A 17,968-nucleotide genomic window follows, 5' to 3' on the forward strand; every position below is an offset into this window, starting at 1 on the left:
CAAGTGATACTCCTACGCGCAGAATTTAGAATCTGAAATACATAAAGGGGTTATAACTCTGCCCCACAAGCAGTGCGGTTCCCACTATCAGTAAAATAATATTGAATACAGGGCGCACCCATCCCAGCCGGTTTTGGTGCAACTTTGGAACACGTTCCCAAATGCATTCAAGCAAAACCGTCACCGGCAAGCTGAACAGAATGGAGAGGAAAAACCATATTCCATTGCTGCTGATGTCAAGCCAGACCGAAAGATCATAAAGCGGCGCACCATTCAGCCCAATCATTCTGCCCATATATAAGAAGGCATCCGACAGGTTAATATAATTAAATAGTACCCAGCCAAACAACATCAGGATTACAAAATATAGGTGCGAAATAAAGCGCGGCAAGCGTTCCAGCAGATTGAGCAAAAATAGGCGCTCTATTAATATTAGTACGCCATAATAACCGCCCCACAGCACAAAATTCCACGATGCGCCATGCCACAAGCCGGTTGCAAGCCATGTAATTAACAGATTGAATATCATATGCCGACGGTTTCCACCAAGCGGTATATAGAGATAATCCCTGAAAAAACGTCCCAGAGACACATGCCACCTGCGCCAAAACTCTGTGGCCGAGCGTGATATGTAAGGGTAACGGAAATTCTCAGGATGGCGGAAGCCAAACATATGGCCCAGCCCAATCGCCATATCCGAATATCCTGAAAAATCATAATAGATCTGCAGTGCGTAAAGTATGATGCCAAACCATGCACCCAGCACCGAAAGCGATGCAATATTCCCCTCGAGATAAGGGATAGCTAATTTGCCAGCCGTATTGGCCACCAGCGTTTTCTTGGTAAGACCAATCAAAAAGCGATTGATGCCGGATGAAAACTCCGCCCAGCTTTCGTGACGCTCTTCAATACGCTCACTAATTTCGTTGTAGCGCACAATCGGCCCCGCCACCAACTGATGATAAAGCGAAACAAACAGCAAAAACTTACCGAAATTGTGTTGGGGCTCGGCATCGCCCCGATAAACATCTATTGTATAAGAAATCGTCTGAAAAGTATAAAATGAAATACCGATCGGCAGCGCGAAGGATGGCGGTGTGAACGCAGTACCGAACAAATTGTTCACCGTCACTACAATCAGACCGCTATATTTAAAGCTGGCCAAAAGCGCCAAGTTGATCACCAACGAAGAAACTACCGCCAGCTTTGCGCCAATCTTTTGGCGTTGCTGTTCTATAATCAGCCCATGTATATAATCCACTGTTGCGGAAAACAGTAAAAGGACGATCCAGATCGGCTCGCCCCACGCATAAAAAAACAGTGAAAACAACACCAACACCAGATTCCGGTAGGTGCGGTTTTTTGATATGTAATACAAAATCAAATTTGCAGGTAGAAAAAGATACAAAAAAACTAGATCAGCAAAAACCATGTAAGATGTTTCTCCTCTTACGCTTTTCTTCAGATAGCACCGTTATGACGCCAAAGCAAAACGATTAACCGCCACGACGTAGCCACCGCAGCAAGGGTCATCCGTAAAAACAATCAGCCGCCAAAAAAGGCAAGCCGACAAAAGCTGTTTGGGGTACCTTATTCATGAAAATGACATGAACAGCATTAATTCTTTGCAGCCCAAACTATTGGTCACCATCGGTGTAATGACTACTTTTTGGATTATACCACAAACGCAAGCTGCGCAGTGGTACAATTGTCCATCAAAAGGCAGTTGCCGTGTTTGGCGGAAAGCCACTGGGCATCCTCGATGTAATAGCTGCTTTGCGGTTATTATACCGCAAATTCCCGCAAAAAGGAACAGTTTTTATACATATTTTGAACATTGTTGCATTCTTTCTAGATTTTGTTTGCAAACCTGCCAAAGCCGGGTTAAAATAGTGCTGTTGTAATTGTGAAAAGGAGTCGGTGTATCTTGTTGATTTCTTCGCAAAAAAAAGGCATATTAAGTCTGGTCGTATGTGCTTGTCTGTGGAGCACGGGTGGGTTATTTATAAAGCTTATCAGTTGGAATGCTATGGTGCTTGGCGGCTTTCGCAGCGCCATAGCCGCCAGTGTTTTGTGGGTGGCACTATGTAAATCGGGTTACGCCTGTCCAATCATCAACCGACGGACACTGCTCACCGGCTTTTTTCTGGGTAGCACCTGCTCTTTGTTTGTGGCAGCGAACAAGCTGACCACAGCCGCCAACGCTATTGTGTTACAATCGGCAAATCCCATTTTTGTATTGCTGTTTTGCGCTCTGTTTAATCATGAGCGCATTACAAAGCGTGATGCAACGGTGGTCGCTATTGTAATGGCCGGCGTGGCACTGTTCTTCTTCGATGAGTTATCGCCCGGCGGAATTCTTGGCAACATTTTGGCGCTTCTTTCGGCCGTGATGTTGGCTTCAGCCTTTGTATCTGCTTGCGGCTCTGACTCGCTACACGAGAGTATGAGCGGCGTCTTGTTGGGGCATCTGTTCAGTGCGCTGATCGGTCTGCCATTTGTGTTTGTTTTTCCGCCGCAGCTGTCTTTGACCTCGGTTGGTGCTATTTTGTTTCTGGGTTTGTTCCAGCTTGGGATTCCCTACACGTTATTTGCAGTTGGCACTCGTTATTGCCCGCCTATCGCTGTTTCGCTCATCTGCATGCTTGAGCCCATATTCAACCCAGTTTGGGTCGCCTTGTTCCTGCATGAAATACCTGGGTTGCCCGCTATTGTAGGCGGTATTGTTGTCATCGCTACGTTGGCTTTTTGGTGTGTGGATAATGCAAAACGCGAACCAGCAAAAACACTTTAACTTTGTTTTCTGCCTCTTAACTGAGCAAGCGCCACTGTTTATAACGGCGGCGCTTGAGCTATTTTTATAGAATGTAAGTGTTATGGTCATTCATAATATTCCACACCGTCAAGGGTGACGCGTGCAAATATGAGCGGCCTTTTGGCAGGTGGTGCACTGTCAACTTTAAACGCCTCCAACAGCCGTTCTTCAGCAAGCCCCAGTGCGTCGGAACGGTCGGTATAAACAGTGGCGAGTGGTGCGCCCGCTTCAACCCATTGGCCGGATTTGGCGTGCAGCATGATGCCCGCAGCAAAATCGATGGTGCTCTCTTTCGTTTCGCGTCCTGCCCCCAATAGCACCGAGGTGTTGCCAATTTCTTCGGTGTTCATCGCGGTAACATAGCCTGCGCGCTGCGTTTTAATGGTATGAGCCACATTGGCTTTTTTAAATAGCGATGTATCCCTCAGAGCAGCACTGTCGCCGCCCTGCGCCTCCACCATAGCGCACAATGTCTCAAACGCTTTTCCACTGGAAAGAGCCTCCTGAACTAGTGCGCGGCAATAAGCGATATCCCCCCTGCCGCCCAAATAGAGCATATTGGCCGCAAGTTCCAGCGATACCGTCGTCAAATCCTCAGGCCCGTGACCGCGAAGCGTTTCCACCGCCTCGATAACCTCCAATGTATTTCCGATGGCAAAGCCCAACGGACAATCCATATCAGTGATTAACGCGGCGGTTTTTCGTCCGGTGTGCTCGCCGATAGACACCATCTCCTCAGCCAGCGCAATCGAATCTGAAACAGTTTTCATGAACGCACCGCTACCGGTTTTAACGTCGAGCACAATGCCGTTTGCGCCAGAAGCCAGTTTCTTGCTCATAATCGAAGCGGCAATCAACGAGATATTCTCCACCGTGGCGGTCACATCCCGTAGCGCATAAAGCTTTTTATCAGCGGGAGCCAAATTTCCGGTCTGTCCCACTACCGCAACGCCGGTTTTGCGTACCACGTCAAAAAATTGCTCAGTTGAAAGTGCCGTGCAAAAACCCGGAATCGACTCGAGTTTGTCAACCGTACCGCCGGTGTGGCCCAGCCCGCGTCCCGACATCTTCGCCACCCGCACCCCACATGCCGCGACAATGGGCGCCGCAATCAACGTGGTTTTATCCCCCACGCCACCGGTGGAATGCTTATCCACCTTAAAACCTTCTATCGGTGACAGGTCGACCATATCGCCCGAATGCGCCATCAAGTCGGTGAGATCAGCGGTTTCGCGTCGGTCCATCTTCTGAAAATAGACTGCCATCATCAGTGCTGAGGTCTGATAGTCCGGTATGCTGCCATCGGTAACACCCTCGACAAAGAATTTTAACTCCTCGCGAGTCAACGCCCCGCCGTCGCGCTTTTTGTGAATGACATCGTACATCCTCATAATAAATCCCCCAGACAGGTGTATGTTTTGTGGTCTTATTAACAGTATACCGTACCTACAGAAATTTTTCCAGATGATTTATTAAGTGTTGTTTTGAATACTGCGCTCTTTTAATTGCCAATTTTTTTTGCTATACTGATAAAAATATCTCGTTAAAGGAGCTTAAAGCACATGAACGATACTATCGCTGGGCTGTTTGAAGTTATCAACATGCGTAAGGCACAGCCGCAGGAGGGCTCATATACCTGTTATTTATTCGAAAAAGGTACTGATAAAATTTTGAAAAAAGTCGGTGAAGAAGCGTCTGAGGTTATTATCGCAGCAAAAAACGGCGATAATAGCGAAACCTCCAATGAGATATGCGATTTGCTCTATCACCTGCTGGTGCTGATGGCGGAGCAGGATATTCCTTTAGAGCAGGTAACGGATATACTAGAGCAGCGCCGCCTGAAAATCGGCAATCTTAAAGAATTTCACATAAGCGACCATAACAGTTAGTCCATCGGCTAAGAGCTTAAGCGGCACACAGAAATCTGTGCGCCGCTTTTTAACGTCCCGCTTATTTAATCCAACATCATTGCCTTAAATTACTTAACTTCATTCACGTTATTTTTTTGTGAAATGTCTTAGACAATATATCTTGCGTTTCTGCCGAAGGTAAAAAAGTATTTTTCCCTTGGTTATATTCGCCCTTTACCGGCAATATTTCCACTGTCAGCGAACGCGACATCATATGTGTCAGTGCTCGACGGCGCGACTCAAAATCGCCAACCGCCATGTTCGAAGATCCGTTGTTCACCGCTGTTTCAAACGCTTTGACCAACAGCGATTCGGTCATCAGCGGCATGCGCTGTAACAGCATCTGTTCAGTGAGATCTCCCACCATCTTTAGTCGATCCCGCTCACCCGCAGCGTAACCTTGATAGTTGATCAAAAGGGCCGCCCTACGTCCGTCGATAATTTGCCGCCCCTGTGGCAAAGCCGACAATCCGTTCTCTGTCGACAGTGACGCGTCGAGCGTAAAATCAATGGCACCAACCACATCGCCCAGCTTTAAAAGACTGTCGGAGGTCAAATCCATCCAGCGGTCGCTCTCCACCGAAAGCGCATTTTCAAGTGCGGCCTCGGCGCGTGCGGCCCCCTCCCTTTTCCAAACACTGGCCACCGCATCAAATTTTCCGGCGTCCTCCACCATTGTCTCGGGGGGAATAACAGCTATTCTGACCGCGTTAGATAGCGGGTCAATCCTACAAAGCAGAATGCAATTGGGCTTTTCCTTGGCATTTTCGCGCAGCGCCACGCTGATGGTGATGGCGTCGCTGCTCTGTGGGTAGTAGCTTTCCGGTTGAGAATGAATCGCCATCCTGTTGCCTGCAAAGCGAAACAGGGCAAACGAAAATGGGATGGCCAACACCAGTATTCCTATTAAAAACGCGATAAAAAACTGCATGATTGCAGAACGTCCCTGTTTCATGTTTGTGCCTCCTGACCTGTATTAGTGTTGGCTCAAAACAAGGCAAAATATGCAAATTTAACCTTGTTGATTTAAATGAGACCAGCTCCACCCCAAAAAGGCCGTTTACTGTACGATCACGCTAAAAAAGGGCAAAAATATCGACTAGAGGCCTACTTTCAGTAATCTTATCGCTCGGCTGCAAACAAAACAAGAGCGAGGGCGCAGACATCACTGCCTGCGCCCATATTGCTGTACCTGTCATTATAACTTCGGTATACTCACCGCCTGGTGTTGGGGCCAAGCGCTTCTTTTTTTACATTGTGGTCGCTCATGGGCTGGGTGTTGTTTTGGTTCAAGGCAGCCTTTTCTTCTTCTTTAGAAACGATCTCTGCCGGGCCTTTGGCATTTGGCTTTGACATGGTATCCCCTCCCTACATGATATGGTCTTCGACAATGCTGCCGGTAATTTCATAGCCCAGCGTTTCAATCTTTTTTGCGAGCTGGTCCGATCTGACGCCGGTTGTATCAAAATCGACAGCAATACACTCAGTACGGTCATTGACACTGACCGAAATTACCCCTCTGAATGTATCAAGCTCACGTTTGAGCTGCTTAACATCATGTTTGCCGTTGACGTTGGTTACGTTAAAATACGCACTTGCTTTTGACATCAAAATCACCTCGCCCATAGTATTGTCAACTGCACTCTTTTTATGAAAGCAAAGTGCTTATACGGTCTAAAGATGATTTTTTATTAAGTTTTCAAGTGAACTACCAGAACGAACGATTGGCAGTATCCTAGATGCTTATTCTGCCTCTTTTCAGGTGTCGCCATCTTGCTTTAGTAATTTTTTGTATAGCCGGTCGATTGCCATTGCTCCAAGCGGCGCTGTGATTAAAATAGACAGCACCGCCACGGTCAAAACTTGCTGCCCGCCAGCTAGCCCCATTGAAAGCGGAATAGCACCAATGGCGGCTTGCACCGTCGCTTTCGGCGTATATGCCAGCATACAAAAATATTTTTCCCGCAAAGGGAGCCCGGTTTTAATCAGACAAAGCCATACACCCAGTATGCGGAAAAGCAACGCGCCTAGCACGATGATTACCGCCGCATAACCCTGCATTTTTACATATCTTAAATCCACTGTTGCGCCAACCAGTACAAATAGCAAAATCTGGGCAGCAAGCCACAGCTTGTTATATTTTGACGCCAACTGCTCGGATAAATCCGGGCATTTTTGATATAGCGCGATGCCCAAGCTCATAATAGCCAGTAGACCGGACATCGGCAGAATCCCCTCCAACCGGTTTTGACATTCTATAAGCAAAAAGGAGATGCTAAGCATTATCAGCACCTTAATGGAGTTGCGTATTTTAAACCGTTTGAAAAATGTCATGAGCAATAGACCACACACTGCGCCAACAATAATGCCCAAGACAATGGAAACGGGTATCTCAGCAAAACCGGCTGCGGAAAAATCCCCCCCTGCTGCCAGCGAAATGAATGCTGTAAACAACACGATGACAAAGACGTCATCCACCGAAGCTCCAGCCAAGATAAGCTGTGGAATACTGTGCTTTTTGCCATAACCCTCCGCCATAATGGTTATCATGCGCGGGACAATAACCGCGGGTGAAACGGCTGCGAGTACACTGCCCATAATGGCTGCCTGCAACTGCGTAACCCCTAAAATGATGGGCGCAATAATTATCACACCAATTATTTCCAAGCTAGCAGGTACAAAACACATTAAAACCGCCGGTCGGCCTACCCGCTTTAAATCCGCCACGTCGAGCGATAACCCCGCCCTTGTCAGGATGATGACCAGCGCAAGCTGGCGTAGCTCCGCAGAGATGTTCAAAATAGACTGATCCAGCAAATTAAACGCATGCGGCCCCAATATCATACCGGTCACTATCATGCCCAAAAGAGGCGGTAGCTTCAGGCGCTCGAATAGAACGCCGAACAATAAGCCCAACAAGAAAATGAGTGCAAGACTGGTTAGCATCAGTTTTCTCCTTAAATAAAAGCAAAATAAAAAGCTGATTGTTTCTGCGCAAAAAATCGCAGAAGTCATCAGCTTAAAGCGGTTTTGGTTGAACCAAGGGAGAACTTCATTCCCAATGGTTGTTATCATAACACAGCACAGGTTACGGCGCAAGCAAATGTTAAAATTTTTTTATCAGTTTTTCCGCCTTTGATCATAAACGCGCACCAGTTGATGTACCTCGCGCGCGAAAAATAGCAGTCCCAGCATGTTGAATATCATCATCAATCCAGTTAACAGGTCGCTTAACAACCAGATTCTGCGCACGCTCCACAATGCGCCAAGCGATACCCCAAGCGCATATAGAAGACGGTAAAGCTTTGGTGCGACGTAAGATTTTGGCAACAGGTATTGCAGTGCTGTTTTGCCATATGTATACCATCCGCACACCGATGTCACACCAAAAAGCGCAATGAATACTGCCACCATTGCTCCCCAGTGCCCACCCAACAGTGCCGAAAAGCAACGGATGGCCAACGCCGCACCGTCATGCGCACCATAAAGTAGCTGTCCACTCTGGGCTGTCAGCAACACGAGCGCCGTCAGTGTGCAGGAAAGTGTGGTATCTATAAACACCTCTAAAATGCCCCACATGCCCTGAGTCACCGGGTCACTGCAATTTGACTGCGAATGCGCGATGGGGCTGGAACCCATCCCGGCCTCGTTAGAAAACACGCCCCGAGCCAACCCGAACCGCATTGCGCTGCGCGCTGTATGGCCGATAGTTCCGCCCGCGGCAGCCCGCAGACCAAAGGCCTGCGAAAACATAGCACCGACTGCATCGGGCAGTTGTGATCTACCCTGCCATACCGCCACCATTGACAACAGTAGGTAACCGACCGTAATAACCGGTACAATCCAGGCTGATAATATCATAATGCCTCTGACTCCCTTACCGGTGGCCACCCAGGTGAACAATCCCAGCGCGACAGCGCATAGAATGGGCGAAACCGAAAAATACGCTAGCGCCTGCGCCGCAGAGTTGGACTGTGTCATATTCCCTGTGCCAAGTGAAGCCGCAACACAACTAACGGCAAACAAAGCGGCCAACACACCGCCCCATTTGCCCAACGCGTGCAGATAGCCCATCGGACCCGCACCCTGCCGTTTATATTTAACAGCCAGCGCCACTTCGGCAAACTTGATCATCATACCGGCGAGAGCAGCAAGCTGCATCCATACTACTGCGCCGGGCCCGCCCGCCACGATGGCGGTGGCAACACCGACGATATTTCCGGTGCCCATTGTGGCCCCAAGCGCAGTACTCATCGCCATAAAAGCGGAAACATCACGCTTTTCTTGACGTTTGACACCAAGATTGCCAAAGATGTTTTTAAATGCCTGTGGCATGCTTCTGAGTGAGAAAAATTGAGTTTTTACTGTTAGATATCCGCCCAGCCCCAAAATTATAACCATGGTAAACGGCCCCCACAGGGTGCCGGCGGCGCGTTCAAGCAGCATGTCGGTCAATGGTATCCCCTCCTTTAAACAGGCTATTCCCAATGACAGCGAATCATGCCGGGTAATAATGTTATAAGATAGCAAAATAACAGAGACCCGCCATTTTAAGCGGGTCTCTGTATTTAAGGAGAGTTTTGAACGAACGCGAGGGCTTTTTAGTGGAGAGCACCCTCGTCTATGAAGGTAAAAAAGGTTTTAGGAGAGTACCTTTTCACCGAGAAATCTGATGTTAGTGGCGATCCGGTGGCAGAATCTCAAGCCAGTAGCCATCCGGGTCGCTGATGAAATAAATTCCCATACCCTTATTTTCGTAGCAGATGCAGCCCATTTCGCTGTGCAGCGCATGCGCCGCCTCGAAATCATCAGTGCGAAACGCGATATGAATTTCGTTTTCGCCAAGATTATAAGGGTCGGTATGGTCGCGCAGCCAGGTCAGCTCAAGCTGGTGTTCGCTGCTGCCGTCCGACAAGAATGCCAGTGTAAAGCTGCCGTCCGCCGCGTTCTTGCGTCGCACTTCGTTTAATCCTAGCGCCTTTTTATAAAACGCGATACTGGCGTCTAAATCACAGACATTTATATTATTATGTGCAAACTTAAAGGTCATCAGCCATACCTCATTAATTAATTTTATGGGTTAATGATACCTTATTGAGTGCGCGATTTCATCCTTTGTTAATTAAAGAGTGGTTACAATTTGTTTTCAAGCATCAAAAGGTTATGACAAAGAAGATTTTTTGCAGTATTTTTTTTAATTTCGACCACTCTATATAATGTCAGCTTGTATAGTCTTCGATAAGCTGCAATAGCTCAGCATAATCTGAAACCTCGATACCCTGTTCAAGCCGCATGCGATCCACGTCGGGGAGATAATGCAGGTAGCGGTCAAACACTAGCTCAGGCTCTTTTTTCCCGATCATATATACCGCCAGCTTGCCCTCATACCCCGACAGTAGATAACGCGGTTTTTGCGGTGTCTCTTCGGCGCTTATCCCCGGCTTGACATCCATAGCTGCCTGAGGAATATCGGACGCCTGAAATTTTGCCCATATACCGAAAGCGCTGCCGCCCAATATAGCCACCGCCAAAGCTGCAACACCAAACCAACTCATCTTTCTCTTCACAGCTATCATCTCCTGCACAATTAATAGAAATTGAACAAACCTAGAACAGTTCATTCCCCTTATTTACAATGCCGCTATCAGAAATATTGTTGACTCTATTTCAGTGTGGTATGCGCTTCAAGCACAAAACTTTTGGGCAAAATACATGTACACAAACACTTTTATTTATGCTATACTTAGCGGTGATATCTTGATAAGGATATCATTATGATATGCAGAATATATCAGTTTGGCTTTGCCATGCAATATAAAAAAGGAGTGATTTGGTGTCAGTTGAAAACACCAGACAACCGGAGAACCGGCCGTCAAAGCGTCGCCGGCGCAGCCCCCGCTATAATCCACTGGCCATTTTCGGCAAGTTTTTTGCCGTAATTGTAATGGTCGGTATTATAACGGGTTGTATTGTTGCGTCTGTACTTACCGTTTATGTCCTTAATACGCTGGATTCTAGCGACCGCGTGGAGCTTGATAATGTTAAGATGAGTTTTACGACCATTCTTTACGCTAAAAAAGAAAACAGCGACGAGTATTTTGAATTGCAGCGTGTGCAGAACAACGAAAACCGTATCTGGGTGGATTATTCCGATATTCCACAGAGCCTCAAGGATGCGGCAGTCGCCGTTGAGGATAAGCGCTTCTGGTCTCATTCCGGTATCGACTTTAAACGCACATTGGCAGCGGTAATAAATTACGCAAACCCCTTTGCGCAGGACATGTTCGGCGGTTCTACCATCACCCAGCAGGTCATTAAAAATGTGACTAACGACAATGAGTTCGATGTAGGCCGTAAGGTGCGCGAGATTTTTCGCGCTATCAACCTAGAAAAGAACTATTCAAAAGAGCAGATTCTCGAAGTTTATCTTAACACCATTGCGCTGGGCAACGGTCAAAATGGCGTTCAGTCTGCCTCAAACCTTTATTTTGGAAAGAATGTCTCCGAGCTAACCCCGGCAGAATCTGCGTCGCTGATCGCGATTACCCAGAACCCGACCAAGTGGAATCCCTTTTCCAACCCCGAGGATAATCGCGCCCGTCAGCTGATGATTCTGGGTATGATGCATGAACAGAGTCACCCGGACGGCACCCCACTGCTGACCGACGAGGAATATGAAGCGGCGATCTCTCAGGAGATGATGTTCAAAAAGGATGAGTATGTCCAAAAGCTCGACACAGTGCAAAACTGGTTTATCGACACCGTCTATGAAGAGGTGCGCAAAGACCTTGTTGAAAAAGCAGGTTATACCGAATCGGGTGCGCGAGAGGCGGTTCGTACCGGCGGCTTTAGAATTTACACCACCGTCGATGCCGAAATGCAGGATTATCTGGAAGAAAAATATCTCAATCCTGATACCTTCCCGACCATCCGCAACAAGGAATATCCTGAATCAGCTTTTGTCATTTTAGATTTTAACGGCCAAATTAAAGCTATTGTCGGCTCAAACCGTGAAAAATCGGGTGCGCTTGTGTTCAATCGTGCCACCAGTGCGGTGCGTCATCCAGGCTCCACCATTAAGCCGATTGCCTCTTATGCGTTGGCACTGGAATACAATATGATCAACTGGTCGATGGTCTGGGAGGACAGCCCCATTCTGCTTGACCCCGAAGATCCGAACTCGATTTACCCAAAGAACTTCTACAATGCCTATAAAGGCCCGATCACCATTACCGAAGCCATACAGCGTTCAACCAACACCATACCGGTTAAGTTGGTACAAATGTTGTCGCCGCGTACCAGCTTTAATTTCCTGTGCGATTCGCTTGGGTTTAAAAACCTGGTGGAAAGTGAAGCAAAGAACGGCAAGGTTTATACCGATGTTGCGCTGGCACCTATGGCGCTGGGCGGCTTAACCAAGGGTGTTACGCCGCTTGAAATGGCCGGTTCCTATCAGATTTTTGGCAATGGCGGACTTTATACTCCGCCACATTCCTACACTAAGGTCATCGATTCCGAGGGTAATATTATCCTTGAAAACAAAGCTGTTCCCAAACGTGTCATTTCGCAAGAAACCGCAACCATTATGAATAAGCTGTTGCAGCGCGTAACCTCTGCGGCCCCCGGCACCGCCACTAACGCGCGTTTCCCGAACTCTAGCATGCCCATCGCGGGTAAAACCGGCACCTCGGATAACGACTATAATGAATGGTTTATTGGCGTGACTCCTTATTACGTCGGTGTGTGTTATCTCGGTTATGACGAGATGGAAACTATCAATTACTCCGGCTACTACTATCCACCACCCCTGATCTATCGCAATGTCATGGCGCCGATACATGCCAATCTGCCGGTTATCGACTTCCCTGTTTCCCCCAACGTTATCGAGCGCACCTATTGTACCGAATCAGGTTTACTCGCCTCCGAAAAGTGTACAAATACGGCTATGGGATGGTATAAAATCGATGCCATGCCGGAGGTCTGCGATATCCACGACGAAGAAGAAGTGGATGATGATGACATTGAGCGCTTTGACCCAAACTCTGACATGTCTTATTGGGACTGGCTCAGCTCCCGTTATCCCACAGAAGAATAAGCTTCATATTTAAAGACAGCAGAGGGTTTGAAACCCTCTGCTGTCTTTTGTTACATTGACAGACCCCATCGCATAAAGCAAACGCGCAACAGAACCGTTTCGGGTTTTGTCGCGCGTCCACCATTTTTAATGTTAATCAGCCAATGCAAAATCAATTCTACCTGTAGAAACCTCTGCGGCGGCCACAATAACCGCTATTTGATCCCCCACTCGGACGTGGCGCTTTCCGTCGGCGGTAGCATATTGCATCCTGCCATCGTAGAGCATTCCTTCACCCAGTGATTCGGTACGCACCAGTCCTTCGATGGTGTTTTCGAGCTGGACATAAACACCATGCGCCGCAGCGGAAGTAATGGTACCGGTATAGCGTTCGCCAATGTGACGACTCAAATATTCGGCTTTATAACAATCCTCGCAGGAACGTTCGGCGCCCATTGCGTTAACCTCCGCCTCGCTCGATTGCTTGGAGGCTGACGCCGCAAAACTGCCAAATCGCTTTTGCAGTTTTGGAACCGATTCACCCTTGACAAAGGCCGAAAGAATGCGATGAATCGCCAAATCGGGATAGCGACGGATCGGCGAGGTAAAATGCGTATAATTAGCCAGAGCAAGACCATAATGTCCCAGGTTTTTTTCATTGTAGCGTGCCTTTTGCATGGCGCGCAGTATGGCCGAATTAATCAGCACCGCATAAGGTGTCGGCTGCGCACGCTGCAAGATATCTGAAAGCACCGTAGGTCGCACGCCGGGCAGTACCTTACCGGAGGGCAGTCCAACAGTATCCAGCAACTCTTTTAGTGCTGCCAGCTTTTCGGGGGCGGGCGTCTCATGCACACGAAAGACAAACGGCAGTTGCTGATCTAAAGCTAGCGTTGCCGCCGCCTCATTCGCGGTAAGCATCAACTCTTCAATCAAACGCTCGGCTTCGCCCTGTACACGGGGCAAAACATCTGAGGCCACACCGTTTTCATCCACCTTAATTTTCGATTCGGTCGACGCCAGCGCCAAAGAACCTCTCTGAGAACGCTGCTTTTGCAAAAGCTTTGCCAGCTTCGCCATCTCAATAAGCTGCGACTTAACCTCACTATATTTTTGGTCTAGCGCTGCGTCCTGCTCACCCGAGAGGATGCGGTTGACCTCGTCATACACGCCCTTGACACGGGAACGTATCACTGTTTTGACAAAGCGATAATCAGTCAGCGCGCCATCGTGATCCAGCTTAATCAGCGCTGAAAAGGCAAGTCTATCCTCCTGCGGGTTCAGCGAACAGGCTCCGTTCGAGAGTGCAGGCGGCAACATTGGAATAACCGAGTCCGCAAAATAGACCGACGTACCACGATGGTACGCTTCGGCGTCAAGAGGGCTGTTTGGGGTGACATAGTGACTGACGTCCGCAATATGCACGCCCAACTCCCATCCGGTTTCGGTTTTTTTAAGCGAAACCGCATCGTCAATGTCCTTTGTGTCGGCACCATCTATTGTAAAAATTAGCTCATGACGTAAATCTAGTCGATTGATAATTTCCTCGGTAATATCGCGTCCGGCGGCCTTCTCTGCTGCTTGCAAAACCTCGGGTCGGAAGCGCCGGTCTATTCCAGCAGCGTCTAAAATGGCATCGCAACAATTTTTTGCTAGCATAGCACTGCCAAAACGACCCTCGACCACCGCACGATAATCACGGTGTCTGTCACCATCCTGCCGAATGGTTGCAACCACCTTTTCACCGTTTTCCACCGCGCGCTTTTGCCCTTCGATTAGCAACGGGGCAAAGGCGGGATTGTCGGGAATGAGCTCCAGCTCTCCATAGGCATTGGCTTTCGCAGTACCCGAAAGACGCACATGGGCACGTTCTAAGACAGAAAGCACCTCACCCGCATCTAATTCACCGTTAGATTTGCTAATCTTCAACATGACGCGGTCTCCGGGCATAGCACCCATCAGTTGATGTCCCGGTACAAAAACATCCCGATCCGCGCCATCCGGGCGTGCAAAACCAAAGGTACCTTTCACCTTGATAATGGTAGCAGGCTTTGCACCGACGTTTTGAGATAATACCACGCGACGGTTTTCGCCCACAATTTCGCCGCGCGCTTGCATCCGGTCTATTAGCTTTTGGTATTCGCCCATATCCTTATTACCCACTCTGGCGCGGCGGCGCAACTCTTTGTGTGCAATAGGCTTTTTACCGCTTTTGCGTAGCTGTACCCGAATTCTTTTTTCTAAATCCGACATAAATATTCCTTTCATATTATTGCTCTCACCATAAGGTGGACGAATTATATATAATCTTTTATTTTCGATTGACAAAGAACGTCTTTGCGCATTAGCACAAAACGTCTGTATTTAGTAGGAGATAAATTGATGATAAAAAACGGAGTCCCGCTATAAAAGCAGAACTCCGTCACCATATTTGCAGATTTATCTAAGCGACGCGAAAAGCACAACCAAAGTGACAATCACCATAGCGACGCCAGTGATAGTTGTTGCCCGAACCAACATGGCCTCTTTGGTTTTTCCGCGGTTTTTATCAAAAAACGTTCCAGACGATTCGCCTGCAATGGTGCCAAGTCCACTCTTAGATTCCTGAGCGGTAACGACGGCAATAATGATGACGCATAAAGCAATAAGAACAAAACCGCCGACGATTTCTAACATTCCCATTAATATGACCTCCGATTCATTTAAAGCATATGCTTTGACTGATAAATGATATCATAAAAAAAGCAGCAATGCAACCTTTACGTAAAAATACTTCATGAATAATGCTCGTGCATAAAGGCATAATAACAAACGCCGCACTGAGTTCGGGAAAGCGTTTGCCCTGCACTCTGTCGGTTTGCCCTTTTGGGCTAAGCTGTCATGTGAATTTTCACATGACAGCTTTTATTTATTCCTGTGATTCTAGCGTAATCTGGGTCATAATATCCTCTTCCCGCGGCGTATAGCCAGCCGAAGGAATAGATCGTGGGGCGTAGTGATGCGCATTATCCAACATGCCGTCCTCAAACATCTTCATGGTGGTGACAACATTTTTGCCTTTAACGGTCATTACCTGCACGCCGACTGAGTCACGTGCGGTTTTGGCCGAAATACGTGCGGTATCCAAAAGCATCACCTTGCCGTTCTTGGCCTTGAGCAACAGTGTAGCGTCACCTTCAGCCGAGAGCATCCCCGCTAGCGGCTCTTTGGTGCTATATGCACTAGTCAGCTTTTTACGGCGTGTTTTTGTTTCGTAAGAAGTCAGCGCAATTTTTGCAACCTTACCATTTTCAAAGCCAAAGAACATAAAGCCCTTATAGTCATTGGTCACCGCCATATAAACCGAGTTTTCGCCTTCGTCAAAGCCGAGCTTGGCTGCGATAAAATCGCCTAGAACACTGGCCTTGGTATCGTCGAAATCAGACGCGACAGCCTTATAAACCTGCCCCTTGTCCGAGAAGAACAACAGATGTGAACGGTTGCCGGCCTCGATCGCCTGCACCACCTCGTCGCCTTCTTTAAGCTTGTGCTCGCCCGACATGCGCCACGACTGCGGCGTAATCTTTTTAAAATAGCCCTCGCGGGTAAAGAACAAGTGCACCGGATAATCGGGCACGGCCTCCTCCACTTGGGCCTCTTCAATGTCGTCGTCAATGATGACCTCGCTTCTTCTCGGCTGTCCAAATTTTTTGGCGACGGCTTTAAGTTCGGACGTAACAATCGCAAGCATGCGGGGGCGGCTTTTCAGCGTCTCCTCCATATCGGCGATGCTGTTTTTAAGGTCGTCAATTTCCTCGATGCGCTTTAAGATATATTCGCGGTTTAATTGTCGCAGCTTAATTTCCGCCACGTATTCGGCTTGCACCTCGTCGATGCCAAACCCGATCATCAAATTCGGGACAACCTCGCGTTCCTCTTCGGTCTCGCGAACAATCTTGATTGCCTTGTCAATATCCAATAGAATCTTCGCTAGGCCCTGCAACAGATGCAGTTTTTCACGCTTCTTTTTAAGCTCAAAGAATAGCCTACGGCGGATACATTCCAACCGGAATGCCGTCCACTCGTTTAAAAGCTCACCAACGCCCATCACCCGCGGACTGGAGCCAATCAACACGTTAAAGTTGCATGAAAATGTGTCCTCCAGTGGCGTCAGCTTATAAAGTCGGCGTATCAGCTTCTCCCCATCGGCACCACGCTTCAGGTCGAGCGTAATTTTCAGGCCGCCGAGGTCGGTTTCGTCCCGAATATCTGCAATCTCACGTACCTTACCGGATTTAACCAGTTCAACCACCTTGTCGATGATGGCCTCCACCGTTGTGGTGGGCGGAATTGCAACAATCTCAAGGCAGCCGCTGCTCTTATCAATGCGATAGCGACTGCGCACCCGGACTGAACCACGCCCGGTAGCGTAGATTTTCTCCAGGTCATCGGCGTTGTAGATAATCTGCCCGCCGCCCGGAAAATCGGGTGCCTTCAGTGTGTCCGATATGACATGCTCCGGGTTTTTAATCAATGCAATCGCCGTTTCACAGACCTCAGCGAGGTTAAACGGACAGATAGAACTCGCCATACCAACCGCAATGCCGACGTTTGAATTGACCAAAATGCTTGGATACGATACCGGCAGCAGTGTTGGCTCCTTCATTCGACCGTCGTAACTGTCCACCATATCCACCGCATCTTTATCCAGATCGGCAAAAAGCTCCTGACACAGCGGCATCAGCTTGACCTCGGTATAACGTGCCGCGGCGTAAGCCATGTCACGCGAATAGGACTTGCCAAAGTTGCCCTTGGAATCAATATATGGATGCAGCAACGCCTCGTTACCACGCGAGAGACGCACCAGCGTCTCGTAGATGGCTTGGTCTCCATGCGGGTGTAGCTTCATTACCTCACCCACCGCGTTGGCCGATTTGACCCTGCCGCCGTTGATGAGCCCCATCTTGTACATAGTATAAAGAATCTTACGGTGTGAGGGTTTAAAGCCATCAATTTCGGGGATAGCGCGTGAGACAATGACGCTCATCGCGTAGGGCATGTAGTTTTTGGTCAGCGTCTGGGTAATCGGCTGTTCCTGCACAATCCCTGCATTTTCAATCACCGCATTACTGCCCGTAGTAGGCTTTAAGGAATCAGATTTTTTCTTTTTCGCCATTCGGTTGCTCTACC

Annotated in this window: 15 protein-coding genes and 1 riboswitch; of the genes, 3 read left to right on the top strand and 12 right to left on the bottom strand. The window is 48.3% G+C overall.

From position 1 onward, the window contains the following. Positions 1–25: 25 nt before the first annotated feature. Entirely contained in the window at positions 26–1,432 is a 1,407-nt protein-coding gene (locus RBH76_03095; GenBank protein WMJ84427.1) for an MBOAT family O-acyltransferase, read from the bottom strand. 495 nt (positions 1,433–1,927) lie between these two features. Between RBH76_03095 and RBH76_03100 the strand changes: the two genes are divergently transcribed. Further along, on the top strand, positions 1,928–2,794 hold the full coding sequence (locus RBH76_03100) for a DMT family transporter (protein WMJ84428.1): 867 nt from the start codon (positions 1,928–1,930) through the stop codon (positions 2,792–2,794). A gap of 86 nt (positions 2,795–2,880) precedes the next feature. On the opposite strand, the gene RBH76_03105 is transcribed toward RBH76_03100, so the two are convergent. Then, a complete protein-coding gene (locus RBH76_03105) occupies positions 2,881–4,206 on the bottom strand; it encodes a thymidine phosphorylase (GenBank protein ID WMJ84429.1) in 1,326 nt (441 codons plus the stop codon). Positions 4,207–4,377: 171 nt separating this feature from the next. On the opposite strand from RBH76_03105, the gene hisE reads away from it, so the two are divergent. After that, complete coding sequence (gene hisE / locus RBH76_03110) at positions 4,378–4,704, top strand: phosphoribosyl-ATP diphosphatase (GenBank protein ID WMJ84430.1); 327 nt, start codon at positions 4,378–4,380, stop codon at positions 4,702–4,704. 103 nt (positions 4,705–4,807) lie between these two features. On the opposite strand, the gene RBH76_03115 is transcribed toward hisE, so the two are convergent. The 7 genes from RBH76_03115 to RBH76_03145 form a co-directional block, all read right to left on the bottom strand. After that, positions 4,808–5,680 carry a hypothetical protein gene (locus RBH76_03115; protein ID WMJ84431.1) on the bottom strand — a complete coding sequence of 291 codons (873 nt, stop codon included), beginning with the start codon at positions 5,678–5,680 and terminating at the stop codon, positions 4,808–4,810. Between the two features lie 260 nt (positions 5,681–5,940). Continuing rightward, positions 5,941–6,081, bottom strand: coding sequence for a hypothetical protein (locus RBH76_03120; GenBank protein WMJ84432.1), 141 nt, complete (start codon positions 6,079–6,081; stop codon positions 5,941–5,943). 12 nt (positions 6,082–6,093) lie between these two features. Then, on the bottom strand, positions 6,094–6,333 hold the full coding sequence (locus tag RBH76_03125) for a heavy-metal-associated domain-containing protein (protein ID WMJ84433.1): 240 nt from the start codon (positions 6,331–6,333) through the stop codon (positions 6,094–6,096). A 150-nt stretch (positions 6,334–6,483) separates the two neighbouring features. Then, positions 6,484–7,671 carry a cation:proton antiporter gene (locus tag RBH76_03130; protein ID WMJ84434.1) on the bottom strand — a complete coding sequence of 396 codons (1,188 nt, stop codon included), beginning with the start codon at positions 7,669–7,671 and terminating at the stop codon, positions 6,484–6,486. Positions 7,672–7,723: 52 nt separating this feature from the next. Next, a riboswitch (Fluoride riboswitch) is annotated at positions 7,724–7,794 on the bottom strand. A 51-nt stretch (positions 7,795–7,845) separates the two neighbouring features. Then, positions 7,846–9,171, bottom strand: a complete 1,326-nt coding sequence (locus tag RBH76_03135; protein ID WMJ85190.1) for an amino acid carrier protein — start codon at positions 9,169–9,171, stop codon at positions 7,846–7,848. Positions 9,172–9,400: 229 nt separating this feature from the next. Next, a complete protein-coding gene (locus RBH76_03140; protein WMJ84435.1) occupies positions 9,401–9,775 on the bottom strand; it encodes a VOC family protein in 375 nt (124 codons plus the stop codon). Positions 9,776–9,944: 169 nt separating this feature from the next. Further along, positions 9,945–10,292, bottom strand: coding sequence for a hypothetical protein (locus tag RBH76_03145; protein ID WMJ84436.1), 348 nt, complete (start codon positions 10,290–10,292; stop codon positions 9,945–9,947). A 266-nt stretch (positions 10,293–10,558) separates the two neighbouring features. Here RBH76_03145 and RBH76_03150 point away from each other — a divergent pair, with 266 nt between their 5' ends. Then, on the top strand, positions 10,559–12,820 hold the full coding sequence (locus RBH76_03150) for a transglycosylase domain-containing protein (protein ID WMJ84437.1): 2,262 nt from the start codon (positions 10,559–10,561) through the stop codon (positions 12,818–12,820). Between the two features lie 132 nt (positions 12,821–12,952). Here the strand turns inward: RBH76_03150 and rnr are convergent, their stop codons facing one another. The 3 genes from rnr to RBH76_03165 form a co-directional block, all read right to left on the bottom strand. Continuing rightward, a complete protein-coding gene (rnr, locus tag RBH76_03155; protein ID WMJ84438.1) occupies positions 12,953–15,067 on the bottom strand; it encodes a ribonuclease R in 2,115 nt (704 codons plus the stop codon). Positions 15,068–15,238: 171 nt separating this feature from the next. Continuing rightward, positions 15,239–15,481 (bottom strand): preprotein translocase subunit SecG, encoded by a 243-nt coding sequence (gene secG / locus RBH76_03160; GenBank protein ID WMJ84439.1) that lies wholly within the window; start codon positions 15,479–15,481, stop codon positions 15,239–15,241. Between the two features lie 226 nt (positions 15,482–15,707). Then, the gene (locus RBH76_03165; protein WMJ84440.1) at positions 15,708–17,954 is read right to left on the bottom strand and encodes a DNA topoisomerase (ATP-hydrolyzing) subunit A; all 2,247 of its coding nucleotides are present in this window, start codon (positions 17,952–17,954) and stop codon (positions 15,708–15,710) included. Positions 17,955–17,968 lie beyond the last annotated feature (14 nt).

It is taken from the genome of Oscillospiraceae bacterium MB24-C1 (assembly GCA_030913685.1).
Taxonomy (GTDB): domain Bacteria; phylum Bacillota; class Clostridia; order Oscillospirales; family Ruminococcaceae; genus Yanshouia.

Coding starts and splice junctions, on each gene's coding strand:
- RBH76_03095 (WMJ84427.1), bottom strand. CDS start 1,432: ATGGTTTTTGCTGATCTAGTTTTTTTGTATCTTTTTCTACCTGCAAAT.
- RBH76_03105 (WMJ84429.1), bottom strand. CDS start 4,206: ATGAGGATGTACGATGTCATTCACAAAAAGCGCGACGGCGGGGCGTTG.
- hisE (WMJ84430.1), top strand. CDS start 4,378: ATGAACGATACTATCGCTGGGCTGTTTGAAGTTATCAACATGCGTAAG.
- RBH76_03115 (WMJ84431.1), bottom strand. CDS start 5,680: ATGAAACAGGGACGTTCTGCAATCATGCAGTTTTTTATCGCGTTTTTA.
- RBH76_03120 (WMJ84432.1), bottom strand. CDS start 6,081: ATGTCAAAGCCAAATGCCAAAGGCCCGGCAGAGATCGTTTCTAAAGAA.
- RBH76_03125 (WMJ84433.1), bottom strand. CDS start 6,333: ATGTCAAAAGCAAGTGCGTATTTTAACGTAACCAACGTCAACGGCAAA.
- RBH76_03130 (WMJ84434.1), bottom strand. CDS start 7,671: ATGCTAACCAGTCTTGCACTCATTTTCTTGTTGGGCTTATTGTTCGGC.
- RBH76_03135 (WMJ85190.1), bottom strand. CDS start 9,171: ATGCTGCTTGAACGCGCCGCCGGCACCCTGTGGGGGCCGTTTACCATG.
- RBH76_03140 (WMJ84435.1), bottom strand. CDS start 9,775: ATGACCTTTAAGTTTGCACATAATAATATAAATGTCTGTGATTTAGAC.
- rnr (WMJ84438.1), bottom strand. CDS start 15,067: ATGAAAGGAATATTTATGTCGGATTTAGAAAAAAGAATTCGGGTACAG.
- secG (WMJ84439.1), bottom strand. CDS start 15,481: ATGGGAATGTTAGAAATCGTCGGCGGTTTTGTTCTTATTGCTTTATGC.
- RBH76_03165 (WMJ84440.1), bottom strand. CDS start 17,954: ATGGCGAAAAAGAAAAAATCTGATTCCTTAAAGCCTACTACGGGCAGT.